This window comes from Qipengyuania citrea (assembly GCF_024171405.1).
GTDB classification, from domain to species: domain Bacteria; phylum Pseudomonadota; class Alphaproteobacteria; order Sphingomonadales; family Sphingomonadaceae; genus Qipengyuania; species Qipengyuania profunda.
This window is the reverse complement of sequence record NZ_JALJZT010000002.1, coordinates 2,626,235-2,650,972: the sequence shown is the minus strand read 5'-3', so window position 1 is coordinate 2,650,972 and position 24,738 is coordinate 2,626,235. Positions and strand designations below refer to the sequence as shown.

Below are 24,738 nucleotides of genomic sequence, written 5' to 3'. Positions count from 1 at the left end.
GCTCAATTGCGCAATTGCGCGCCGCCATCGCCGACAATCGCGAACGCCGACCAGTAGAACGGATGCGAGGTTTCGCTCTGGTCCATCAGCCGGCCCTGCGACTGGCGCATGGCTTCGGCCAGCGAGGTCCCCGGCGCGACTGAAAAGAAGCCGTCGATCAGACGGTTGGTCGCGTCGTAATCGTCCGGAACCGGCCAGTGGCTGGCAACGACGGTCCTGCCGCCCGCACCGACGAACGCACGGACCAATCCATCGAGGGCAAACCCGCCGCCGCTGACGCCCGCTTCGCGTGTAGCGCCGAGCGTCGCCTCTCCCGCCGTGTCGCAGGCCGAGAGAATGACCAGATCGGCATCGATCTTGAGGTCGAAGATTTCCGCGAAGGACAGCAAGCCATCGGACTGCTCGTCGCCGAACGAGGTCAGCAGCGCCGGGCGCGGCGGGCATTCGGGCTGCGGTGCGGTCACGAGGCCGTGCGTGGCGAAATGGAGGATGCGATACTGGTCGAGATCCTCCATCCCGAGAACCGCGGTATCGGTGAAGGTGTCACCGGTAACGATCCGCTCCTGCGCGGTACCCGCACCCAGGCTGCGCGAAGCCGCGTAAAGCTCGTCGGCCTTGATCGGGTAGTCCCAGATCGACGGGGCCCACAGGCAGTCCGCGCCTCCGGCCAGCGCCGCACGGGTGCCGAGCGTCCCGCGCTCCTGGGTCAGCGGCGTGTTCTCGCCGAATCCGATATATTCGCGAACCGCGGAGGACCCGGGAGCCCGGCGGACATCGCGGAAGGCCGAGGGGGAAACGGTGGTCGTGATCCTGACATCGCGCCCCAGCCAGTTGGTACCGGTGAAATCGTAATCGTCGCCGCCCTGCGCGATCCGCTCGACATAGCGATCGACGCTGGCGTCATCGGCGACCAGCAGGTTCGCGGGCAGCCGCAGCATCGCGCCATCGGGTTCGAATACGAGATGTTCGAGCGCCTTGACCTCGCCATCGACGGGTTCGAGCAGTGCCTTGTACAGCGCGCGCGATTTCTCGATGTCGAAGGGAAAGGTCAGCGTCTGCCCGTTCTCGACATAGGCGATGGTGGCGCGCAATTCGTCCACCTCGGCCTCGAGCGCCTCGGGATCGACTCCGGCGCGATAGGCGCGCGCCATCTCCGACGTGGCGAAGATGGCGAAGGTCGCGCCGTCCAGCGTCGCCAGCTTGAGATAGCCTTCGCCCGGCCGCAGCGTCTGCTGCAATTCCTCCAGCGTGACACGGCCATCGGACACCGCGCGGAAGCGGGGGTATTCGCCCAGGCTGTCCTGGATCGACAATTGCTGCGTCTCGAGCTGCGCGAGCGCCGCGCGCTGCGCGGTCAGCCGTTCGGCAACCAGCGGATCGGTGGCCGCCTGCCCTTCGAGCAGCGCCACGCGATTGCGCAATTGTTCGACCGAGCGTCCGACGTTCACGGCCTTGCGGAACAATTGCGAGGCTTCGTCGCTCCCACCCGATAGCTCGCGCGCGAGCACGGCCTGGGTTTGTGCCAGGCCCGGGCGTTGCAGCAGCTGGCTGGCAAGGAACATGTCCGCCGCAGCCTCCGCTCCGCCATCCCCGTCGCTGGTCAGCAGGTCGAAGAACGGCACCAGCAAACGGCGCAAGGCGGGCGCGGGCTTGCCCTGCGCATCGCCCACCAGATCGCGGTAGGCAGCGAGCGCTTCTTCGGTCCGCCCGCTGCGCGCCAGATAGCCGGCAAACTGCGCCTTGCTGCTTAGCAGCGCGGGGGAATTGGGGTAATTGGTCTCAAGCAGCGCGATCGCCTGGCCATGATAGGCCTCGGCGGCGCCGGCGTCGTCCTTGTCCTCGGCCAGATCGGCCAGTTCGCCCAGCACCTGCGCGCGCAGCCACAGGATCGAGCGGACCGAGCCGGCCCGAACACCCGCCAGGCCGGTATCGGCATCGGCCAGGCGCTGCCCGGCTTCACCCTTGCGTCCGAGCAGGCGCAAGGCGGTGGCTGCAAGATAGTCGGTCTGCCCGTCGAGCAGATCGGCACGCTCGAGCGCGGAGAGCCCGCCGACATCGTCCAGCGCGCTCGTTTGTTCGGCCGACAGCCGCGCGGCCAGCGCATCGCTGATTTCCAGCCCCGCCAGCGCATCCTGCGACGTCGCTCCGGCGGCGAGCGGGCGCTCGATAATGTCAAGCGCCACCTGCGGCGCCCGGGCATTCAGCGCATCGATCGCCTCGTAATTGCGCAGCAGGCGCGCCAGCACGGGATCCCCGCCAACCTGCCCGCGCACGCTTGCGAAACCTCGCGAGGCTTCGGCAAAATTGCCGAGATTCGACTGTAGGAGCGCGGCATTGAGACGTGCTTCGAGCGCATTGTTGCCTTCGGCAGTGGTGGCGGTCGCGGCGAAGAATTCGGCGGCTTCGGCGAAATCGCCGCTGTTGCTGCGGCGGTAGGCTTCGGCGATCACCGCATCCGAGGCGAGCGCGCGCGCCTGGGCGCGGGCAAAGGCGACCGCGTCCCCGGTTTCGGTGAGCGGGATCTCGACATTGCCCTGGACGGGGCGGTCGTTGACCAGCGTGGCGATCCCCAACCGCACGGCATCGGAATAGGCCGCGATGGCTTCTCCGGCGTAGAGCCGCCCGCCTACCTCGCCGGCCACAAGGATACGCCGCGTCCCCAGATCGCTATCGCTGCAGGAAAAGCTTTGGCTGTCGCCCAGCGCGTCGGGCACGGCGGTTCCGTCGCCTTCGCGGCACTCGGCCGAGGGGAGGAACCGCGCCGGTGCAGCCGTGCCTTGCGCATCGCGAAGGACCCATAGCGTGCCCACGGGGGCTGCGGCATCGCGGCAGACGATCGTATATCCGCGGTCGAACAGTCCGGCACCCGGCTGCGGCGGCATGATCTGTGCTTCGCACAGGCCGTTGGCCCCGATCGGGAAGGTGTCGCTATAGCTGACCGGACGCTCGCCATTCTGCGCTGCAACGGGCTGGAGCGGGGCCGAGAGCATCACTGCCGCTGCGCTGCATGCCGCGATGGCGGTCCAGGTTTTACTGCGCATCGGAATCCTCCGCGGTTTCGTCGTCCTGCTCGGCGGCTTCTTCGCCCGCGCCATAGAGCGCAATATCGCCGCCGCTGGCGACCGGATCGTCGATCGCACCCTGTTCGCCGATCAGCGAGGCGCTGAGCAACCCGGGGAAATCGGCGCCGAACTCGACATTGCTGTCCTGTTCGCTCTGCTCGACCGGAGCGGCCGCGATTACTGCGGTGGTCGTTACCGCAGCCTGGGGCGCCTTGTCGTCGATCTCCTCAAGCACCTCTTCGCGCGTATCGGGCGGCGGCGGTTCGACCCCGGCGCATTGCGCTGTGTTGATCGCGCAATCGTTCAATTGCGACGCGTCGGTGTAGGTCGTGACCAGTCCGTCGTCATTCTCTTCGGTATGGAAATCGACCTGGGTGAAGAACTCCTCGCCGGTCACGAAACTGCCATCGCCGTTTAGCCTGCGGCCGTAGGCAAATACATCGAGTGCCCCGCCTGAGGGGGTCTGCTGGTCGTCATTGGCGAAGCTGGCGATCGCCAGATCTCCAGTGACGGTAATGCCCGCCGGGGCCTGGCTCGTTCCCGTATTGCGAACCAGCAGGCTGCTGCCGACCGCGAGCAGGACATCGCCGGCGCGCAGATAGCCGAGCGGGTCGGAACTGCCCGCGGCGGCGGTCGCGAGCAGTGCGTCTCGCCCGGCAAAGCCGACGTCGCCCCGAAGCTGCGCGATGGTTTCCGCATCGGCCATCCAGAAGTCGTTGCCGAAGAAGCTGAACCGACCGGTTGGATTGTCCTGCGAATCGACGATCCCGATCCCGCCGGGGGTCACGATTTCCAGCCGCTGCGCCAGGATGGACAGTTCATCGGTCGGGGCCGCGTCGACATAGGCAAGTATGCCTTCGACGCGGACCACTCCGCCTGCGCCGATAAACACATTGGCCACCCCATCGTCCAGCGAACCGAAGATGGTCGTGTCACGGATCAGCAGATCGTCCGACGCCATACCTTCGAAAGAGGCGCCGAAATAGGCGGCGCTCGCATCGATCCGCCCAAGCTCGGCCTGGGTAAGCGTGTAACCCTCGGTATCGCCAGTTCCGCCAAGCACGGTCATCGCGTCATTGCCGAACACGACGAGATTGAGGAACTCGGCCCCGATCCTTGCGCCTGCGAGAATGTCGAGTTCGCTGGAAAGGATGAACACATCCTGCCCGCCGAAGCCGATCTGGTCGTCATTGTCGCCGTCGATGGTGACAGTGCCCGCGGTCGAGATATCGATAAGCGCGGTGGGAGCGCCGATGCTCGGTCCGCCGATCAGCCCGCCGTTCGCGGTGACGATGTCGAGATCGCCGGTGAGCTCGAACTGCGCCGATCCCGTTATCGGGATCGCGCCGCCCGCAGCACGGATCAGGGAGGCATCCCCCGCGCTGGCGCCGACTGCGCGGGCGACAAGCTGGTCGAGCGCAATCGTCCCGCCATTGGCGATGATTTCGAACGCCCCGGCGGTTTCCGCGCCAAGCGCTTCCAGCCGCAGGAAATCCGCCTCGATAGCAGCTTCGGCGGTTGCCAGGACCTGGACCAGGCCGCCGATTGCGTCACCCGATCGCACACCTGCTGCGTCGAAGCCGCCGATCCCGTTGGCGGTGAGCGTTGCATTCCCGAAGGACAGGCTGCCACCGTCCCGGCTGCGCGCATAGGCCAGACCGCCGGTTCCACTGCCGCCATCGCCGTCAGCCGACTCGCCTCCGGTGGCGCTCGCATCGAGAGTGGTCGGGCCCGCGAGGGTCGCAGCGCCTTCCCGTACATCGATGAAGGAAGTTCCGCCTGTCGCATCCCCGCCGACAGCCCCGGCCCCGCCGTTCGCGAAGGAATTGAGGACGACCCCTCCGCCAACCGTGAGGATAGCGGTGCCCGAAGTGGTTATGCTGGCAACCCCGCCCAGCGCCAGGCCGCCATCGCCCGCTTCCGACGCGCCGCCGCTGCCGGTCGCGGCATACTGGATGTCGCCAGTCACGTTCAGGATCGAATCGCTGTCGATCGAGACTTCGCCCGCGCGCCCGGCGCCGCCATCGCCCGTCGTTCCATTGCCACCGGTGCCCTGGGCAGTGCCGATGAGGGAGAGGGCGTTGAGCGTGCCGCCGACGATCCCGATCCCGGCATTGCCGCCGAAGCCGTCACCCCCGGTCGAGCCATCCCCGCCGATGCCATCGGCGCGGGTCGAAATGCTTCCTGCGTCGACCTGCGAAGCGTTGGCGAACACGCCTGCGAAGCCGCCCACACCGATTCCGCCGGTGCCAAGAGCAACCGCGCTCGATCCGCCATCGCCGCCGAAGCCGCCTGCTTCGAGCGTCAGCGTATCGTACTCGGCCAGCCCTTCGCCGAGCGATCCATCGCCGCGGCCGCTGAATGTGCCGGCTTGCGTGGTACCGCCCACACCCGACCCACCGGCGCCGCCGGCCTGTCCGGTACCGCCGGAGCCGCCCGTGCCGCCGAGACCGCTCGCCGAAAGCGCGGTGCCGCCACCCACCGTGAGCGTGGCATTATCGCGGCCGGCCAGCGCAAAGGCGCCGCCCGAACCGGGTGTTCCCTGGAAGGTGCCCCCCGTGCCATTGCCGCCCGCACCGGCGGCGATCGTGCTACCGTCGCCTTCGCCGCCGTCCCCGCCCACGCCCGAGGCGTTCATCGAGGCGTTGCCGCCGATCGTCAGGCTGGCGGCAAGCGCCTGCGAACCATCGGCCTGGATATAGGCGGTGCCGCCCAGCGCATTGCCGCCGGTACCACCGAAGCCGACAGCGGCATCGCCGCCGGTGGCCAGGGCCGACAAGGAGGCATTGCCGTCGACCGCGATACTGCCGAAGACCGCCAGCACTCCCGCATTGCCGCCAGTGGCGTCGCCGCCCACATGTCCATCGCCGCCGGTCCCGTCGGCCAGAAGGTTGGCGTTGCCGCTCAGCACGATATCCCCGGTGCCTTGGGTCAGGATGATCGCCCGCCCGCCTTCGCCTTCGCCGCCCGCGCCGTCGGAGGCCAGGCCATCACCGCCCAGACCGATAGCGGAGGCGGTGACACCTCCCGTGCTGATCGCTCCCGTGCCATCGGCGAAGACCTGCGACACTCCGCCGATGCCCGCACCGCCAGAGCCGCCTTCGCCGCCTCTCCCGCTCGCGCGAAGCGTGGCGATGCCGGCGATCGTGATCGTTCCGTCGATAGTGTTGACCAGCGCTTCGCCGCCGCGGCCGAGACCGCCCGTGTCGCCCGGTCCGCCATTGAATGCGCTCGCCCCTTCCCCGCCCTGGCCCAGCGCATTGACCGAAAGCGAGCCGCCAAACGTGATTGTCCCGTCCCGCGCATCGACATTGGCGAGGCCCCCGGTGCCCGCGCCCCCGTCGATCACCCCCAGTGCCCCGTCGGCATCACCGCCCAGGCCGCTCGCATCGAGCGATGCATCGCCCGCAACATCGATCCGCCCACCGCTTCGCACAACGACTTCGCTGCGGCCGCCGGTCGCCATGCTGCCGGCGAAATCATTACCGAAGGCAGTGGTATCGATCTCCAGCGATCCCGCGACATCGATCGACCCATTGTTCAACGCGTAGAGGCGCGCGGTTCCGCCAAAGCCATCGCCGACCGCGCCCGTCCCAAGCCGCAAGTTGGCCTGCGCCAACAGGCTGACGTCGCCCCCGATCGAAATCGTGCCGCCATTGCCCAGCAGGTCGATATCGCCCCCGGTAGCATCGCCGGAGAGCTGGAGCGGCGACGCGTCTGCGCTCAAATCCCCGGTCACGTTCACGGCAGACCCTGCGCGGGCGATGAGGTCGATCGCACCTCCGATTACATCGAGCGATGTCGCGATCGTCCCGCGAGACAACAGCGAAGCATCCCCGGTGATCGAAATGTCGTGCCCATTGCGGGCGCTTAACTCGATCGACCGGGCAGCTTCGACAGTGAGGCCATCGTCGAAATCGATCGCCCCGCCGTTCGAATTGGCAGTGAAGCCGCCCGTCGCGCCCGCGAACACGCTCGAGCTCAGGCTTGATGCACCGGACAGCGCAATCGATTCCATGACGGCCGTGTCGTTCACTGCGCCGGTCGTCACATCCCGACCGAAGACGTCGTAGCCGGCCGAGAGGATGATATCGCCATTATCCACCCCGGCAGTAGCCGCGGTATCGAAGCCCAGATTACCGCGCAGCAGCATGGTGATCGGATCGGCAGCGGCCCGTGCAACACCGTAGATGACATGGTTGTCGCCCGCGCCGAGGCTCGATGGTCCACCGGTCGACCCGCGGTGGTCAATCGCCGCGGCGACGCTCGTCCCGACGGGAATCTCGATGTCGAACAGGCCGTTATTGTAGGTCAGATTGACCTGCTCGCCAGCGATATAGGCGCTCGAACCGTTGATATAAGCGCTGCCGCGCATGGTGATCTGGGGCGCAGCAACGACGAAGTAGCTATCTTCACCGAGTGCCGTGATCTGCGGGTTTTCGCCCACCGAGATGCTGGCAGTCGTCCCCTGGGCGCCGATCAGCTGCAATGTCCCGCCCGCGGCAAAGCTATCGAAACTGTCGAGATCGGGATCGAGCGTGGTCAGCAGCAATTGCCCGACATCGAAAGTGGCATTGCCGCCTATCAAAATACCCGTCGGCGAATAGAACGCGACCATTCCGCCAGTCGAGAGAGTGCCGCTCGCATCCTGCAAGTTCGAGATCACCGATCCGCGGAAGACGATCGCATTGCCATTGGTGGAAGGCTGGATCCGGTTGAGCACGGCGAACCCGCCCTGCCCCGGTCCGTCCTGGAAATAGGCCGTTCTGCCATTGGGAAGAAAGATCAGCGCGTTGCCCGCGTCATCCTCGTACGGGAACCAGTCGAGCACCGCGGTTGCGGAGGTGATCGTGAATGTGTCGACGCCCGCTACCGTACGATCGATATCGACGGTGCCCCGCACGATCTCGGCAAAGCCATTGAAAGCCTCCGCCCGCGCCTGCGAGGGAATCGCCAGAACCGCGGCCATGGCGAGGCCTGCTCCGCCAAGCAGCAGGGGCAGACGATGATTGATCGAGCGGGCCATATCAGAAGCTCCAGGGAAGCAGGCGAGTGGTGAGCGAAACGAGCACGCGCACGTCTCCGCGATCGGCAGCGAAATCGGGTTTCTCGAGCGGCACCGCGACCGCCACATCGGCCTGCAGCGCGCTGCCATAAGCAAAGCGCATACCGCCGCCTGCCGACCACAGGCGATCGGGATTGAGCGGCGAACGGCTCGGGTCCTCGTTCCAGGCCCAGGCCATGTCGGTGAAGAGATAGCCTTCCCACGCCAGTTTGGCGGGGCCGGCGGGAGCCAGCGAACCATAGCCCATTTCAAACGACAACGCGTAGCCGCTATCGCCGAGAATGCTGCCCGGATCGTAGCCGCGGCCAAGCGAATAGTTGCCGGCGGAGAACTCCTCGAAGGCGGGCAGCGGCTCGCGGGTGAATTGCGCATTCAGGCCGAGCGAGAAGCGCAGATCGGGTATGGGCCGGTAATCGGCCTCACCTTCGAACCGCACTAGCAGGGGCGTGGGATCGGCCTCGATCCGGTTGGGGGCCACACCCGCCACAAGGCAGGTGCGCGGATCGGTGCGGCAATCGGGGGTGGCATCGAAGATGTCGATCCCCTGGCGCAGCTCGACCCCGCCGCGCGCGCCAAGCCGGGGTTCGAAGGCGCTGAAGCCATTGGCGCCTGCAATGCTGTCGGGATCGGCGTAGAGCGAATCCACTCTCAGGAAGACCGTCCGCACCCGGTCGCGCGTCAGGCGCAGATCGTTCACTGTCAGGTCCTGGTCGACGTAATCGAACCCGCTGCTCAGGATATGCGAGGTGCTGCGGCTGCGCTGGATCGGGTAGGACAGCCCCGCTGAGGCGAACAGCGTCTCGGATTCGACATCGAGACCCGGCAGGCCGAGATCGGGGTCGGTCCAGCTGTAGGTGAACTGGCCGAACATCCGCAGCCCATCGCCGCCGATCGCGAAATCGTGCCCGAGCTGGACGGTTTTCTGCTCCTCGAACTCGGCGGTGGAGAACAGTGCGACGCTCGTCCGATCGCCCAGCCCGGTCAGGTCATAGACCTCGCCGCGCAGCAGCCCGCCGAACCGGCCGAGCGCCTTGGAGCCGAAGTTCTGGACATTGAGATCGAGCGTTCCGCGCCGCCGGATCACCGCGATATCGCCGACCAGATCGCCTGGCTCGCCGCTCGCGGCAGGTCGCAGCGAGAGACGGACATCGACCCCCGGCAGGTCGTCGGCCAGCAGCAGGTAGCGCTCGGCCCGCTTGGTGTTGAACACCGCATCCTGCGTCAGCGGTTCGAGATAGGTCGCCACCAATTGCTCGGAAGGCCCTGCATCGCCGCGCACCCGCAATGCGGTGACCCGGCCGAATACGATCCGCATTTCCGCATCGCCATTGGACAGCCGCTGCGCGGGGATTTCGACCGTGGCGAGATAGCCCGCCTGTTGCAGCCGCTGGTTGGCCGCCGCGCGGACATCGCACAGCACCGATATCGGCAGTTCGCGGCCCACATAGCCCTGATAAGCTCCCGTGAGGTCGACTTCGGGCGCCTTGTCCGCCCCGGTGAAGCGCACCGAATTGAGCGTCACCGTGATGTCGGCCAGATCGGGCGCGTCGAGCGCGCAGGGCGAGCGCTCCATGCCCCCGTCGATCGTCAGCGTGGTGGGCGGCGCAACCGGCTCGCGTGCCTGCGGCGGGGTCAGCTCGCCGCGGCTCGGCACCGCTTGCGCCTGCGCCGAGGCGGGAGTGGCCAGCGCGAACGCCGCCGCCCCGGCGAGCAGGACCATGCGTGCCCGGTGGAAAGCGGCGCCGTGGCCGCTATTCAAATTCGTTTGGATATGCTGGCCCAAGCCCATTCAGATCGCCCCCCCAACAGCACATGACATGCACTCGTCGATTTAGTCAGCGATCCGCCGGGCCCGTTATCCGGGCCTCTTCCTTGTAGTAAGCAAGGCCTTACCATCCCCCTACGCAAAATGTAATGCTGAATCTTGAACGCCCCAACGAGGGACGCTCGCGGCCCGGAGAAGTCGCGCGGCAATGGAGTGAGGCGGAAGTCGTGGTGCCGCTTACAGGACTCGAACCTGTGACCCCATCATTACGAATGATGTGCTCTACCAACTGAGCTAAAGCGGCACTTTCGCGGGTTGCGCGGGAATATCAGATTGCACTGAGAACCCCTCAAATTCCAACTGGAATCAAAGGATGTTTTCACAATCGCGTTGGGGCCGATTGCAGTAGTTTTCCCTCAGATCAACCTATTTCTGCAGATACACGCTCACCCTCCGCATCCAAAGTGCGCCATCTATCGGGGAGGCAATGGGAATCCGGCGGCTGGCCGCAGAGGCACGTGGCCAAGGGGTAAGTTAGAAACTCAACGAGAGTTGTGCGTCGCGTATCAGCGTTGCGCGATTGATCAGTTCGAAAGCATGAGCACGGTCCCAACCACCCGGAACGATCTCTCGGACCCGCGCGGCACTCAAGAGGCGCGATGTCCGCGTCGGATCCAAGTCGAGACGCTTCGCGATTTCCGAGGTTGCCGCGACCTCTCCGGCACGCTTGGCGACAAGCTCAAGGGGGAACAGCTTTGGATTGATGCCCGTGCTGGCGATTCCGTCCAGCATGCCGGAACTCGTTGCCGAGCAATTCAGCACTTCATAAGCATCGGATTGGCAGATGGTTGATGACAAGCCGCACAAGGAGGGCACCCCCTTGGCAGCCTCTTTTCCGATTAGATATTTCGCGGAACTTTCGTCGATCTGAAGCCGCTTGGCTAACTGATTATCATCTCCCGGCTCGAGCTCTGCCGAAATTCGGCCAAGCGCTACCGCACTCAGGACTTCACCCCAGGGCTTCAGTCTACCCGAGACCAGTCGCATCAGATCATATAGAGCGACCGTCGCAACGTGAGGTGCGGGCTGCTTCAGAGATGTCTCATCGCAGAAGCGATCGGCGGCCTGTTTAGAGAAGAAGTAGCCCGATCCCGGCAGGCTGAGCGCGGTGGGGATGAGGTGCCCCCGTATTACGCATTGCTCGATGGCATATGTCGGAAGCCCGAAACGCGAGGCAACCGATGATGCGCTCACTCGGGTTTTCCACGCTTCAGCGAATGCCAGCAATTCTCGCACCTCGAAAGCGGGAAGCAATCTATTCCCATGAGCGCGATACCTCCGGGTGATCAGTTGCGCTTCCCACGCGGCGCGAAGCGTGTCGTCTTCCAACCCTGAAATCGCAGATGCCTCTCTGAGCCCGACGATCCGATCAAGTTCGTCGCCACAAGTTAGGTGGTTCATGGCCTTGATGCTCGCGTATTCCGCCTCGGCCGCATCGATAGCCGGCTCTGCTCCCAAGGCTGCGTAGCTCTGCATTAGCGGCGGAAGGGTCTGGCCTGTGGGTGATGCACTGAACTCGATGTCATCCAGACCAGTCGGCCAGCTTTGGACGGCCTTGCAAGCTCGATGGAGGCGGATCACCTGCGGGTCACCATCCTCTTCGGTGGAAGGGGCTTTCATGTGCTTCGCTAGCCCCAGGATCACGTCAAGCAGTGCCTGCGGATCAGCCCTCCCGAGATCACTCGGGAGTAAGTCGAAAACTGACGCGCGTTCCTTCTCCGTGCAGCGCACTAGACACGAGATAATCTCGAGTGCTGGCCGCAGTCCCTCGGATACGTTCGACGTCGATCTTTCGGCCAGCCTTCTCCCGCACTCGTCGCAACGATCGACGGGCGTGAGCGTCCTGACCCACCCCTGCGCCTGCGGAGGCTGCGATCGGCACGCATCGCAGTGTTGCAGCAGGATGTCCCAGGTCACCGGACAGAAGGGGAGGAACTTCAGCTCCCAAGCAGCGAGATGATATCCTCGGTCACGAAGGAACGTGGGCGAATATCTCCTTGCACGGCTTTCGATGCTGCCTGCGGGAACGATCATTCCGAAGTATTCCCGGGCTCCGTTCTCCTTTTCGGGATATTGTCTGGCGGCCACCTCTTCGCGCGTGACGCCAAGCGCCTCCGCGAGTGCGCCGATATCGATGTCGGGATCCTCGGAAACTAGCACCCGATTTCGGTGCTTGAGCCCGACTTCCCGCAGGACCGTCCAGCTGTTCGGCGCGCCGGCGAGTTCACAGGCTCGGGCCATGCCGCCTCGCAGGGATTCCCCATCTCTGAAGGAGAAGGAAACCCGGTCCCGATAGAGCAGCCGACGAGGAGCATCGTCTGTCGAACGTTCCCCACGCAGCAGTTCCTGCGAGATATCGGCCAGAGCGAGCATGCGTCAGGCTGCTTCGAGGAGGAGGCGCTCTAGCGGATTGGTATCGCACAGCCCGAGCGAGATCGACCAGTCATCGACTGCGACTACGAGATCGTCGACAGAGATGAAATCGCGGTCGTCGTGGATCGAGATGCGCAGCGCCTGTCTCACCACGCTCATGAGCTGGCCGATGATCCCGTCGCATGCCTGCCAGAGAGCCAACGCCAGTTCCTCATCGGCGAGGCCGGTCGGTTCGGCAATGATGCCGATCCGGATCATCTCTTCATCGAGCTTTGACAGGAATCCGATCCACAGGTCCCTGTCTTCGTCGACTGCCCAGTCGAGTGCTCCGAGACGACACGGTGCCATGGTCCGCATGAGGAACTCTTGGTCCTTGCTGATCATCTCTTCTGCCTTTTCGGTCCCGAGCAGGACGATCCCCACGTGTCCGCCATTAAGCAGCGTCTTGAGCTCCGCCGTGAGGCGCGGGCCGTAGGCCGATCCCTTGCCTCCCTCGTGCGCTTCATCGATCATGAGGAGATCTGTGCGGGCATGCCGCATCGCCTCGCAGGCGTGATCACGGAGGATTTCGAGGTCCTTTGTCGCCGGGAAGCCTTCGCCGAGGATTTTCAGGATCGCGCGATACATGTCGCTCGGCCCGCCACCACTGCCGAAACTCATGAAGACGACCGGCCTAATTCCTTCCTCGGCGCCTTCGTTAGCCACGTCCACGAAGGTTTCAGCCGCGGTGGTCTTTCCCGTGTGTGGCGGGTCGAAGACACAGATCGCTGTCTGCCTGCGTCCTTTCATTGCACGTCCAAGATCCTGAGCCTCTTGAAAGGTCAGCATGGCTTCGAGCTGGCGGGGATAGGGAAGCCGGATCGTGTTGAATGCCGCGATCGCCCGGGTCGCAGCAGTCGAGCGCATGGCCACCTTTTGGTCGCGCAGCGACCGGAAGGCATCCTTGATCGCCGGAGAGATGGTCAACTGATCAGCTTCAGTGACATCCTGTATTTCGGCCTTTTCGCTTTTCTTGCTCATCACTTCTCCTTCCATGTAAGGCCTCTTCCCGAGGATCGACGCGGCGGCGCCTCTCGCCGCGTTCTCGAGTTCGCTCTGCCGTTTTCATTGCGCGCGCGGACCGGGACACCCCTCTTCTTCGCGCGCTGCATCTGTGCCCACGTCTTGGGCGTCTGCTTCGCCATTTTCCTGGGCCGCGGGGTCATGTCTCCCGCGTCCTTGCGCCGACTTCCCGCAAGGGCATTGTCGATGACGCACGCGTCCGGCTCGAACGGATGGATGTCCTGGGAGTCGGTATCGGTCCGGGTCTCAACAGCGGGGGTGTCCACGCCTTCCTCGGGCGTGAGTTCGACGTAGCGCCGCAGTGACGCCGCCGTCGATTTATCTGCCAAGGCTCGGCCGAGGAGCTTGCGGTTTTTCGCCGACGCCTTCTCGTTTACGTTCGAGATCATGTCGAACAGTCTGGCGCGGAACACGGCCTGCTCCTCCTTAGAGCAGAATTCGTCGGCCTCGATGTTCGCCAGCTCCATGCACTTCTCGTGCAACCAGACGGGAACGCCTTTCATGTCAGAATTGTCGCACTTGAGCGTCACCCACCGCTTGTGTTCGCCGAATGGGATCCAGAGATGCACTACCCCGAGGTCATCCGGATCGAACTTCAGCTTGCCACGGGCGGTGATCTTGCCGTGCGGATCCTGATTCCTGCGGGGCTGCTTCGGGGTGACGTCTCCCTCGGGAATGTTACCGCGCTCGAAGAGCCCGGCGATATCGCCCATCTCATCGCATGAATACCGATTGTGCATGAAGACGACCCCGGTCGCGTAGACGCCAGCGTCGAACTTCACGCAGCCCATGTTGCGATCGAACTCGTCAAGATCCGCGATGACATTGGGCGCGCGGGCAGCGGTGGCCTTGCGCCACATCAGGAGGGGTTGCCGCTTCATAGGCCCTCGTGCCTCGTGATGTTGTAGGTGAAGCAGGCCCGGTCGAGCAGTTCCCGCGCCTGCGAGATCGTGCAGAGGACCTGCTTGTCCGGGTCGAAACCGAACTTACGCATCAGGGCGATGTTGTAATTGTGGCTCGGCAGCTTTTTGAAGAGCAACTGGAGGATCGTCCCGATGGTCCTCTCGATGAGAGCCTTGTGCGTGGGATGCTCCTTCCCGGTGAAGTTGACCTGGATGTAGGCTTCCGCGCACGCGTCCTCGAAATGACGGGAGTGCGCGCCTGCGGAATTGTCGACCTTGATGCGGTCGGGACGGAGTCTGACGAAAGGCAGGTCCGGGAATTTCTCGAGCAGGTCAGCGGGAACTTCCTTGATCGAGTTCGCGTGCCTGACGGTGCGCAGCAGGGAGGCACTCGAAGCCGCCTCGGCGCACAGATCCCATCCGACCAATGCCGTCGTGCTGCATTCGGCCATCAGTGACATTGTAGCCGAGCCCATGCCGATGCCGGTGTCGTCATCGACGAGGAAGACGTAGGGAACGGGCGTTTCGTCGGCTTCACACAGCGAACCGAAGGACGGGCGCTCGCTGAAACCACCGCCGCCGTAGCGAGCGCGTTTTCCCCTCTCGGTAGTCGCGAGGCCGAAGAGCTTCGGGGTGCGCATATCGCGGACCCGGCGCCAGAAGGTGGTGTAGTGAACGGCCTTATAGGGTGTCGAGGGCCGTGAATATTCTGCGACCTCGTCGCCGACGCTCCAGGCTCCGTCCTCGCCTTCAATGAGCATGGGGCGGTCCAGCGGCTTGCCGTTGTTGACCTTCCACAGGTCTGCGACGTAACAGTCGTAGAAGCTCTGGATCTGATTCCGGTCATTCGCGAGACAGGCGGACATTATGTGATAGAGGATCAGCTCGACCGGGTGTCTGCTGACGATCGAACGCAGGTAGCGACCGGCCATCGACACGCCATCGCGCGGCTTGCGCCTGCCCGGTTCCCCGCGTTCCCGCAACCACTCGCGAACTGTGGTGGGGTGCGGCTCCCATTCCATGGGATTTAGCGCAGCGATATCCGGCTGCGAGACGGCGCGGCGGATAATTGGCCGCATCGCGTCGTCGGAGAGAGAGCCGCAGTTGTCGTCACAAAAGAGGGTGATCGCGACGCGCAGAGGAGACTTTGCATCCATCTTTCGGCACTGATCGGCGTCCAGTTCCATGTTGCGAGCCAGTCGGCGGCTTGCATTACTCGAGGGCTTCGAGCGGAAGATGATGCCATCCTGTGCGAAAATGGCATTCATCTCAGACGTGGTGGGCTTGCGGGGATGTCCGTTATCGTCATCGACCATGAAGTCGGGATAGGAGGCGCCGTAAGGCGCGCGATATGTGACCGCGTGGTCGGGATCGACGCGTTCGAAGTAGTAATCGCGGCCGAGGATCTCGACGGGATCCCCTTTCTCTTGAGGGTAGGCGAGGGGCATCATCACGCTGCGATCTCCTCAAATCCTGGCAGCGCTCGCGGTGCGGCGATCGAAGTGGGACGGAGAATGGTCCGGTCATCGAAAGGCGCATCGAAGTCGACGATGAACAACCCGCCGGCAACGAGGCGCTCGACGACCGCATTGCCGTGCTTGCGATCATGCGGAGCGATGAGGGTGCTAAGGTCGCCCCAGCTCACCTGATGCATTTTCGCTCGGACTGCATCCGCGCGCGAACTCTCATCGTGGGTCAGCGCCATCGCGCGACGTCCGAAGATGTTGGCGACGTTGTGCTCCCGCCATTTCGAACCACGAATATCTTCGAGGTAACGGATCGAGAATTTCCAGCCACACCGGCGGACGAATTCCCGAACTCTCGCCAGGCTGACCTTGTCGTCGGTGCTGAGATCGTCCGGAGTGCGTTTGACCTCGACGATCTCGATCCGGCCATCGCGGTAGAGGATCGCGAGATCGGGACGATAGGTGAAACGCGGCCCGCCGAATGCGATGTCGAATTTGTAGGGATGGCATTTGAACTGGACGATGTTGCCATCGACTTCGCACTGCATGGCGAGCAGTTCCTCTCCCCTTCCCTCGCCGACTTCCGTCATTCCGGTCTTCACCGACGGCATGCGGAAACGCAGATGGAGACCTCCGCGCGTCACCACTGGTCTCTCCGTCCCGCCGTGGCGGAACACCACGATGTGGCCGAGCGGAGGATTATCGGTCTCGCCAGTGCCGGTCCGAACAAGCCGGCGTCCGTCCGCTGGCTGGGCTTCATCCCGAAGATCGGGGATGGCCTGAGATCTTTGCGGATGGCTGATGGTCACGACACGGACCTCCCGCTGACCGGGGTCCACCGCCAAGGGGAGGTGCGCCGCGAACGCATCGCCGAGATGCTCGGGTGTCGGTTCCATCGCGGCATCGGCGGGATGGAGCGGGCTGAACCAACTCGCGTAGCGGTGAGATCCGCCCGAACGTAGTTCGTTTGCCCATCTTCCGCATTTTTCCACTCGGCAGATCCGCGATCATGATCGCGCTCTGAATGCTCGCTATCAGCGAACGGGCATTCACCCTTCGGCTTACTCTTGTTCGCCGGTGGTTCGATCTCAATGCTCATACGCATAACTCCCTTAGTGCGTTGGCATTTAGAAAGTGCGTTTCAGAAAATCAAGGAGATTCGCATTGGCATGTAGAATTTTTGTGTTACCCCGGCAGGTATGGATGAAAAATTGACGCCAGCATCTTCGCTCACCCGCCACTGGCATATGGTGGAAAGCGAGACATGAAAGGCGGCGCATCGGTGTCGCTGCCCAGCTCGCTCCCGGCCACTGATGAAGAGGAGTGGAAGCTACTATCACCTTCCCGGCGCGATCTGGCGCGACGTCGGATCGATGCGATAGAAGGGTGGCGCGACGGTGAACTCGACATTGAAGAGGCATGCCGAATTGCGAACGTGAGCATCAGTCGCTTTTACAGGCTTGCGGCTGCCTGGCGCGACCACCCATCGCTTGGATCTCTCGCGGTGCGCCGAGGGTCAGGCGCGTCCGCTCGGGCTCGACCGTCCAAAGGGGAGGTCGTGAACGCTCTTCAAGCCGTTGTTGGTAAGGTCGTTCGCGCCCACGCCGATGCGTCTGTCGCCCAGTTGACCCGCCACATGGTCGAAGCAGCTGGAGTTGATCCGACCTCCGTGCCGAGCCCAATGGTCTTGCGCCGTATCGTCGAGACAGAGATTCGGCGCGTCAAGGCTACGGGCGAAGCAGGTCATGCTCTGCGCTTCGATTGTTCGGCTATCAGCGCCCCGCAGGGGGATGGCCGGCCTTGGATCTTATTCGTCGTTCTCGACGTGGGCACGCGGATGATACTCGGCTGGCATGTCGCGGAGAGCGCCTTAGCGCTCCCGGGCTATCAGCGAGCGGCTTGCGATGCCCTGGCGAAACTTGACGATCTGTCCCCACCGATCTGGGCAACGCGACTGACCGAGGTGGAAATCAAGTCCGGACTCGACAAGGAAGCGACTGCCAAGCTTGTCGAGCGCCTTGACGCAGCCATTGCCGGCAATGTCCAACACGCAGACAGCGACGCTCGCTTCGGTCGATATTTTAAGAAGCTGGTGGGCGGCAAGCTTGGTCTCCTGTCCCTGACACCGGCAAGGACGTTGCGCGGAGATGCCCTGCCTCCGAACGGGGATATGACCCCATGGTCGCGTTCGGAGCTTGAGACCCATTTCGCCATCAAGGCAGCGGAGTATAATGATGAGGTCATGCGAGAGAAGCAGGCTCTAGCTTCCGGCGCCCTGAGCGAGATCCCTGCGGATGTGCTCGAACTACTTCAGATAGTTGCCGAGCTACAATGAATCGCACCTGACACCGGACGGCCTTTGCTTGGGGCTCAGCCATCGATGATGTCGAAGGAAACCTGGTCGGATCCGCAACGACAGTTGTGATCGCTGACGGCCTGGTCGATTGTCGCGATTGCGAAATCTTCACTGATCGCCTCGTCCTGCCGGGAGAGGTTGGCCGCAGAGGTCTTCAACGCCTTCTGGATCTGAAACACGACGCGAATATCCGCCAGCGCGCCTCCGAAGGTCTGCGACATGATCCGCTGGAGCGACCGCGGGTGGCTCTTCAAGTCATCGAGGCCATTTACGCCCAGTGATGGGCGTGCCTCTTTTAGGTCATTCGGACTTAAGAGCAGTGGCCGGGCCATCGCCTTCGTCGAACGCTTACGAAGCAGATCATCGAACAGATTCCTGACAGAGGCCGGCCGTGCCGGGTCGAAGGACACACGATGGGCGAGGATGCACTTTTCCGGCAACGCTACAGCCACAAGGACGAGTGGAAAGGCATCGGGATGCGCCTTCACCACCAACCGCGGCCACATTCGGCCAACCACGATGCGGGGCGCGCCCTCCGCATTCGCGGCCTGGGCATGTCGCTGGCGTATCCAGTTGTAGATCGTTGGGCGGGACGGTGGCTTGGCTCCGACTTCGACGCAACGCTGTTCGACGATCGGCGCCACTTTCGTCAGTTGCGCATCAGCGCCGCTTGCCTCGATGACTTCGGTCGCGATCGCCTTGGCACGTGGGTCGATGCCGTAGTTGCGCGTCGCTCTTCCCCGCTTGGTCACTACGAGCATCTTCGCATTCCGGTGTTCGCACCATGCCTTGACCAGCCGCTGAAACTGGTAACGCGTTATCCCGATCGAGCGAGCGAGGCGAATGGCATCCTCGCCGGTCGGAGACGGCAAGCTCAGATACTTGTCTATGGCGGCTAACCTGCGCTTGGCCTCGGGCACGCGCGTCGGCTCGATACCGGCAAAGTCCGGTTCAGGCATTTTTCCACTCCTAACTATTACAACTGCAAACTTTGGCTCATTCCACTCCCCTCCACCCCAAGAGGGTTGTCGGGCGTCTGCGACCGCGCGCGTTCACCGCGCCTCGATGCGACGGCCATTGAATGGATCGGAAGGTCCGGTAAGAAGTTCGAATGTCGGCACTTCTTCTTCTCGCAGCCGCAGTCGTGCCGGCCGGCGAGGCTTTCACCTGCACCCCCGAAGCCGTGTGGGACGGCGATGGCCCCGTATGGTGCCAGGAAGGTCCTCGTATCCGGCTCGCCGGCATTGCAGCCCGCGAGCTCGACGGCTCCTGTTCCGATGATCACCCCTGCCCCGCAGCCGATGCGATGGTGGCGCGCGACGCATTGGTCGACTTGATCGGCCGCCCCACCGGCACTGGGCGCCACGGTCATGTCCTCGTAGCGGGTCCTCCGATGCGATGTGTTTCGACCGGTTCTGCAGGAGGTGACCGGACAGGCGCGTGGTGCACCTCGCCGAAGTCCGGTGATTTATCTTGCGCTATGGTTCGCGGAGGTTGGGCCGCTCGGTGGGACCGGTATTGGGGGAGGCACGAATGTCGCTGAGGGAATGGAGCGATCGGAAGAGCGAAAGGCGCGGTTGGTTGATCCGGCTGGAGTTTGGGCTGGTCGCAACGCTTATGTTCGGATCGCTGGTGTTCGCAGTTGCTTCGCTTGTGTGGGCGGCCGCCGCTTCGGCCCATCCCGGAGGTCTCGCGGCCGACGGATGTCACAATGATCGCAAGAACGGTGGTCGTCACTGCCACCGCGCTCAGGCCTCACCAGCACGGGAGCGTCCGCCAGCAAGCGGGGCTGTATACTATGCGAATTGCGCCGCGGCGCGTGCTGCGGGGGCAGCTCCCGTCAGGAGAGGCGACCCGGGATATGCGAGGCACCTTGATCGCGATGGCGATGGTGTCGGTTGTGAGTAGTTTTCGCACGCGAGCGGGATGGTCGACGTGAAAGGTCTTTGGCGCAGGCTCGCCGAACTCGCATCTGCTCCGACAGCGGCAACCCCGCGGGACCCTCCCTCGCAACCCAAGGACCCTACGCGTTACGCGCTCGACTTCTTCTCCGATCGGTTTCTCACCATACGAGATCTTGGCTTTTTCGGGCAGTTTTCCCGCTCGCCGAATGGCCGTTATGTCGTTGGCTGGTCGGATCGCAGTCCGGATGGCAGTAGGGGCGGCCACCGGTATCACGGAGAGGGGCGATGGATCCTGCTCGAGGGCGATCGTCTGATTGCACAAGGCAACCTTCAGCGTCCCCAGGACGGTAAGGTCGCAGACGACGGCACGGTATTGATAAGCGACTGGTTGTTCGGGGATGGGCTCGACGGAGTGCTCGCTGGCTTCTCGAGCGAGGGACAGCAGCTTCTACACCACGTCCTAGCGGCCAACATCGACGATCACGCACTCTCTCCTGACGGAAGGATGGCGATCTGCCGGACGCTCAATTCTCCGGGGAGCAGTGATAGTTGCAAGCTGATCCTGTTCGATGTGCATGCGGGACGGGAACTCGCCCGATGGGATCCGGAACCCGTATCCGTAGCCGGCTATGAATTCGATACCGATGCTGACCTGGTTCACGTCGTCACGGAGGAAGGGGATCGCGCGGCTTATGACTTCACCGGTCGATTGGTGAATGCCACTGAGTGGCAGCGTGCTCGGATTGGGCGCGGTGACCTCAACGTGATCAAGTCGGCCATCGAGCAGGCCGGGTCAGATGCTGCGTCCGAAGACATCGCGGCGATTCTGCAGGGCCTCGCCGTAGCATGCAGCACCGACGCTGATTGGCTTCGTGCAAGAGCCTTTAGAGCAAAGGGCGAACTACTCGAGAAACTGGATCGCGATGCCGAAGCGCTGGAAGCGTATGAGAGCGCGCTGTTGCTTGACCCTCAGGTCGGCGTTTTCAGGCGTTCGGAAAAGTTGCGGCGCGCAGTTGGGGGGACGTCGAAGACGAAGCCACCGCGCAAGAGACGTCTGGAGAAGCAGGCTGACCGGTTCGGCATGAAGCATGAGGTCGTCGAACTTGAAAAGGGCGAGAACAAGCTATGGAGGAGTGCCGCCTTCCGCGAATGGACGTCGATCGAGAATGCCGCGCTAGAGCACTACCTCGATGGAGGGTGGAGCGGGGCCGCAGCCGAAGGAGGCTTGATCCTCACGGTTATCAAGGCCGCGTCCTTCGCAAAGCTGGCGGAGCGTAATGCCGACACCTACATCGAAGCACTGTATGCGCAGAACGTCGCGTTCGATGAGGATCGATATGCCATCGGCAATCTGCTGGCGAGCGTCAGGCGAGCGGACATCGGGCAGCTGCGACGGAACTGGGCTCTGATATCCAAGCGTTCAGGGGATTCCCCTGCATTCTATCCAGGCGTCTGGTGGGATGGCGTGGAAGGCCTCTTCAAGGCGCTCGGCAACGAACGCCTCGCCGCCATTGCGGATCGTTTTTCTACTGCGCCCTACGATCTGAGGGCGGGCTGGCCGGATCTCACGCTCTGGCGCGGCGACGAGGTTCGGTTCGTCGAGGTCAAAGGCCCCTCTGACTCCATACACGCAAGCCAGGCGCGACTAGTCCGCGATTTGCTCAATCCGTTGGCGCATCACGTGACGCTAGCAGAGATCATACAGGCAACGTGACCTTGGAGATGCATGAATGTGAGAGAAAATTGCACACTCACTTCTTGTTCTTCCTCCAGGGAAACACCTCATGTTTACGGTCGAGCCAGACAAGGTAGAACACCGATTCCTCGATCACGCCATGCATTCGTGCAGTGTTGCTTCGATCAACTCTGATCTCATGCATTCGGTAGTCCTTCCCGATCGTGTCGGGTCTCGTGAAACGCTTCGCCGGTCGCACTTCGCCTCGATGCGGAGAGCAAAGGCTGGAATTTCGAAGTGTCGTGACATCCATCGTCCGCAGTTTCTCGACCGCTCCGACGAAGCTCTTGAGATCAGCCTTGTTCCAGCTCGAAAGGCATTCCGTCTCTGCCCTGTAATGGGCGAAACTCACCGTTACGCCTTCATGATCTTCTAATGACCCCAAGGATGGGCGAGGATCTTGCCGATCGGTGCGCATACGGCTCTTCTCGGAGTTATGCGGCATCCTTGATCTTCTCCCTGTAGAAGCTTTTCATGGCGGCCTTGGGGATGATCTTGTCGCTGGGTGCCAAAGGTGCGAGGCCCTTCCGAGCTGTGTGCCAGGGGCCGCCCGGCTCCTTGGCGAGTTCGTCCAGCTTGAACGGCATGTAGCAGCCATAATCCCTTTGGATGCATTCGAGCATCTCGAGTTTGCTACCCTTGATCGTGCGGCTGCTCTCGATGTCCGGTAGGCTCGCGACATCCATGTGCTCGAAGCGCTCGTAGATCGCGGGAATTATGGGACCTGTGCCCCAGGCTTCGAATTCCTCTTCGAACATTTCGTGCCCGGTATTGGCCAGATACCAGGCCTGTGCGAAGTAAAGGAGCCGGTGGACAACGTCGGTGGTGATGACTTCACCCATCCTTCGGTCGATCCGATTGATAAACCAGTCTGCGACATCGTGGGCATCGATCTTACGGGCCATATCTTCCATCTCTTTGTTTTCCTTTCCAAGATGAACTTCAATCCCGAAATTTCCGTAAAAACAGTCCTCGGTTTATCGATGGCTAGATCCAGGCGTCGCCCAGTCGAAAAATGACGAAAACGCCTGAAGGCTGACCGCCCGGCACGCCGAGCGCGTCGAAGGTGCTACGATTTCCCAAGGCGAGCCCGCTGTCGCCTTCGAGGGAAGCGAACTGCTAGCCGCGTCTTGCGGTCACGGCTCGCAGACGTCTGGTTGTGTGCTAGATGGCGCGAATGGCGGTTTATTTCATTCTGGAAGAGAACGACGCTGATTGGCGAATGAAGATCGGGCGATCACGCAACCCGCAGGGTCGCGGTCGCGCCTTGCAGACCGGAAACTCGCGGCAGCTCAAATTGGTCGGTTGGATTGATGACGGATCCGACGCTGTGATGGAGGCTCGTCTGCATGCCAAGTATGCGTTGGCCAATGTGAATAGAGGTAGCGAGGTCGCGGCGCGGGAATGGTTCTACCTGCAACCGGCCGATATTCTTGCCGATCTCGCACACGCGGGTCGTTTCGGTTTCGTTGCCAAGAACGCGGACGCGTTCGAGATTGTGGGCTACGACCGCGATGCGGTTCCCGAGTATGTCGGCGTCTGGGACTGGGCAGACTTGGAGTTCGACGAATGCTGCCCGTTCTGCGGTTGCTTTTGCGGGATGCATTTCCAGGACGCATCCTGGATGTATCACTGCATGAATTGTGACGCATTGACCGATTTCGAGGGAGGCGGAAACCTTCCCTGATGTGTGAAACGCCGAAGGCGGGACGACGGCGACGTGAGCAGCTGACTGAGTTCGGCGGCCCTGCGAACTTCTAATCTGCCCCAGGCGCTTGGCTGTCACAGGCCGATTAGGGTCCTTCTTCCGACGCTAGCGCGCGGCGTTGCGGGCGACGCCCCTCCTGCGCCAATAATCGATTAAGCTTGGCTACGTCGCGCTCGATCCGACGCGTGAGACGCATGAGTTCATCGGCGCGCTGCACCGGAGGCGGAGGATTCTGGTTCAGCCATTCGTCAATAGCGTCATGCATGCCATTCGTAAGAGCTGCGGTTCCTCGCACGATCTTGCTGTAATGCGGCTGCGTTATTCCGAGCTGCTCCGCGACCGCGTGCTGGGTGAATCGACGCGCCAGGCGGGCGCGCTCCATCTTTTCCAGAAGACTTCTTGCTGCCGAATCGGAATGCATATAATATGAATATATGCATTCCTTAGCCCTCTCAACCGACCAGATCGTCTACGCGTTGAAAGAAGAGGCATTCCTCGAATTGCGCTTGCCTCCCGCGTCCACCGGGGTCGGCATTTCGGACTTGAAATGGGGAATGCATGACCATCCCAAGACCCCGGCCTACTGGGCGGCGCAATCCTGGATGTGGGGGCTGGAGGCACCACAGCATTACAAGCTCGGAACCACCTTGGAGGACGAGTTGATCGCTTGCCTTCTGGGTGGCTACGGCATTCCAGCCGAAGTCGGTATCGCCGCTTACGAGCGCATTAGATCCGAATGCGATGGACGTTATGAGGCCCTGGCGGATGAGGGTTTTGTGCTGGATCTGCTGAGCAGGCCGCTCGAGGTCAGGGGGCGGAAGGTGCGTTACAGGTTCGCGCGGCAGAAGGCGCACTTCCTGGCATCTTCGTTTCAGGCTCTGCCGGAGATCGACCAGGGTCTTCCCGATCGTGCTCTGCGCGACGGGATCATGACCCTCAAGGGAATTGGCCCGAAGACGGCGTCGTGGGTCGTGCGCAACTGGCGGGACAGCGACCTGGTCGCCATCCTCGATATTCATATCGTTCGCGCCTGCGAACATATCGGCCTCTTCGAGCCCGGCTGGACGGTGGAGCGTCACTATCTCGCCATGGAGGAAGCATTCCTCGCTTTTGCAGAGGTGATCGGAGCGCGCCCCTCGCTGCTCGATTCGGTCATGTGGAACGTCATGCGTGAATTGGCCAGGCAGCCAGTCATCGATCGCAGGCTGGAACCGACAGCCGATCTTCCTCTCTTTGCTTCGGTCAACTGAGTATTCCGCTGAAATGAACATGTTCGCGGT

At 62.9% G+C, this 24,738-nt stretch carries 18 protein-coding genes and 1 tRNA gene; 6 read left to right on the top strand and 13 right to left on the bottom strand.

The window, feature by feature from the left end:
* Positions 1–2: 2 nt before the first annotated feature.
* The 9 genes from J2S32_RS13835 to J2S32_RS13795 form a co-directional block, all read right to left on the bottom strand.
* Positions 3–3,041, bottom strand: coding sequence for a CHAT domain-containing protein (locus J2S32_RS13835; protein WP_253522246.1), 3,039 nt, complete (start codon positions 3,039–3,041; stop codon positions 3–5).
* Positions 3,031–8,088, bottom strand: a complete 5,058-nt coding sequence (locus tag J2S32_RS13830) for a beta strand repeat-containing protein (RefSeq protein WP_253522244.1) — start codon at positions 8,086–8,088, stop codon at positions 3,031–3,033. Before J2S32_RS13830 ends, J2S32_RS13835 begins: the two co-directional genes overlap by 11 nt.
* A 1-nt stretch (position 8,089) precedes the next feature.
* Entirely contained in the window at positions 8,090–9,847 is a 1,758-nt protein-coding gene (locus J2S32_RS13825) for a ShlB/FhaC/HecB family hemolysin secretion/activation protein (protein ID WP_253522241.1), read from the bottom strand.
* A gap of 273 nt (positions 9,848–10,120) precedes the next feature.
* A tRNA-Thr gene (locus J2S32_RS13820) sits at positions 10,121–10,196 on the bottom strand.
* Positions 10,197–10,426: 230 nt separating this feature from the next.
* Positions 10,427–12,325, bottom strand: coding sequence for a hypothetical protein (locus J2S32_RS13815; RefSeq protein ID WP_253522239.1), 1,899 nt, complete (start codon positions 12,323–12,325; stop codon positions 10,427–10,429).
* A gap of 3 nt (positions 12,326–12,328) precedes the next feature.
* Positions 12,329–13,345 (bottom strand): ATP-binding protein, encoded by a 1,017-nt coding sequence (locus tag J2S32_RS13810; protein ID WP_253522236.1) that lies wholly within the window; start codon positions 13,343–13,345, stop codon positions 12,329–12,331.
* Entirely contained in the window at positions 13,345–14,268 is a 924-nt protein-coding gene (locus J2S32_RS13805; protein WP_253522233.1) for a hypothetical protein, read from the bottom strand. Before J2S32_RS13805 ends, J2S32_RS13810 begins: the two co-directional genes overlap by 1 nt.
* Positions 14,265–15,743: a hypothetical protein gene (locus tag J2S32_RS13800; protein ID WP_253522231.1), complete on the bottom strand. Its 1,479-nt coding sequence runs from the start codon at positions 15,741–15,743 to the stop codon at positions 14,265–14,267. The genes J2S32_RS13805 and J2S32_RS13800 overlap by 4 nt, the downstream gene beginning before the upstream one ends.
* The gene (locus J2S32_RS13795; RefSeq protein ID WP_253522229.1) at positions 15,740–16,651 is read right to left on the bottom strand and encodes a hypothetical protein; all 912 of its coding nucleotides are present in this window, start codon (positions 16,649–16,651) and stop codon (positions 15,740–15,742) included. Before J2S32_RS13795 ends, J2S32_RS13800 begins: the two co-directional genes overlap by 4 nt.
* Before the next feature lie 368 nt (positions 16,652–17,019).
* Here J2S32_RS13795 and J2S32_RS13790 point away from each other — a divergent pair, with 368 nt between their 5' ends.
* Positions 17,020–18,090, top strand: coding sequence for a hypothetical protein (locus tag J2S32_RS13790; protein ID WP_253522227.1), 1,071 nt, complete (start codon positions 17,020–17,022; stop codon positions 18,088–18,090).
* A gap of 35 nt (positions 18,091–18,125) precedes the next feature.
* On the opposite strand, the gene J2S32_RS13785 is transcribed toward J2S32_RS13790, so the two are convergent.
* Positions 18,126–19,070: a hypothetical protein gene (locus J2S32_RS13785; RefSeq protein WP_063511382.1), complete on the bottom strand. Its 945-nt coding sequence runs from the start codon at positions 19,068–19,070 to the stop codon at positions 18,126–18,128.
* A 152-nt stretch (positions 19,071–19,222) separates the two neighbouring features.
* Between J2S32_RS13785 and J2S32_RS13780 the strand changes: the two genes are divergently transcribed.
* The 3 genes from J2S32_RS13780 to J2S32_RS13770 are packed head-to-tail and all read left to right on the top strand — an operon-like array spanning position 19,223 to position 21,729.
* Positions 19,223–19,654, top strand: a complete 432-nt coding sequence (locus J2S32_RS13780) for a hypothetical protein (protein WP_253522224.1) — start codon at positions 19,223–19,225, stop codon at positions 19,652–19,654.
* Positions 19,645–20,019, top strand: coding sequence for an excalibur calcium-binding domain-containing protein (locus J2S32_RS13775; RefSeq protein WP_367398985.1), 375 nt, complete (start codon positions 19,645–19,647; stop codon positions 20,017–20,019). Before J2S32_RS13780 ends, J2S32_RS13775 begins: the two co-directional genes overlap by 10 nt.
* 18 nt (positions 20,020–20,037) lie before the next feature.
* Positions 20,038–21,729 (top strand): VRR-NUC domain-containing protein, encoded by a 1,692-nt coding sequence (locus tag J2S32_RS13770; RefSeq protein ID WP_253522220.1) that lies wholly within the window; start codon positions 20,038–20,040, stop codon positions 21,727–21,729.
* Positions 21,730–21,766: 37 nt separating this feature from the next.
* Here J2S32_RS13770 and J2S32_RS13765 read toward each other — a convergent pair whose 3' ends face one another.
* Both J2S32_RS13765 and J2S32_RS13760 read right to left on the bottom strand, forming a co-directional pair.
* Positions 21,767–22,195: a hypothetical protein gene (locus J2S32_RS13765; protein ID WP_253522216.1), complete on the bottom strand. Its 429-nt coding sequence runs from the start codon at positions 22,193–22,195 to the stop codon at positions 21,767–21,769.
* Positions 22,185–22,655, bottom strand: coding sequence for a Panacea domain-containing protein (locus tag J2S32_RS13760; protein WP_253522214.1), 471 nt, complete (start codon positions 22,653–22,655; stop codon positions 22,185–22,187). Before J2S32_RS13760 ends, J2S32_RS13765 begins: the two co-directional genes overlap by 11 nt.
* A gap of 272 nt (positions 22,656–22,927) precedes the next feature.
* On the opposite strand from J2S32_RS13760, the gene J2S32_RS13755 reads away from it, so the two are divergent.
* Positions 22,928–23,437, top strand: coding sequence for a GIY-YIG nuclease family protein (locus tag J2S32_RS13755; RefSeq protein ID WP_253522213.1), 510 nt, complete (start codon positions 22,928–22,930; stop codon positions 23,435–23,437).
* A 106-nt stretch (positions 23,438–23,543) separates the two neighbouring features.
* Here J2S32_RS13755 and J2S32_RS13750 read toward each other — a convergent pair whose 3' ends face one another.
* A complete protein-coding gene (locus J2S32_RS13750; RefSeq protein ID WP_253522212.1) occupies positions 23,544–23,879 on the bottom strand; it encodes a helix-turn-helix domain-containing protein in 336 nt (111 codons plus the stop codon).
* 13 nt (positions 23,880–23,892) lie between these two features.
* Between J2S32_RS13750 and J2S32_RS13745 the strand changes: the two genes are divergently transcribed.
* Positions 23,893–24,708 (top strand): 8-oxoguanine DNA glycosylase, encoded by an 816-nt coding sequence (locus tag J2S32_RS13745; RefSeq protein ID WP_253522211.1) that lies wholly within the window; start codon positions 23,893–23,895, stop codon positions 24,706–24,708.
* Positions 24,709–24,738 lie beyond the last annotated feature (30 nt).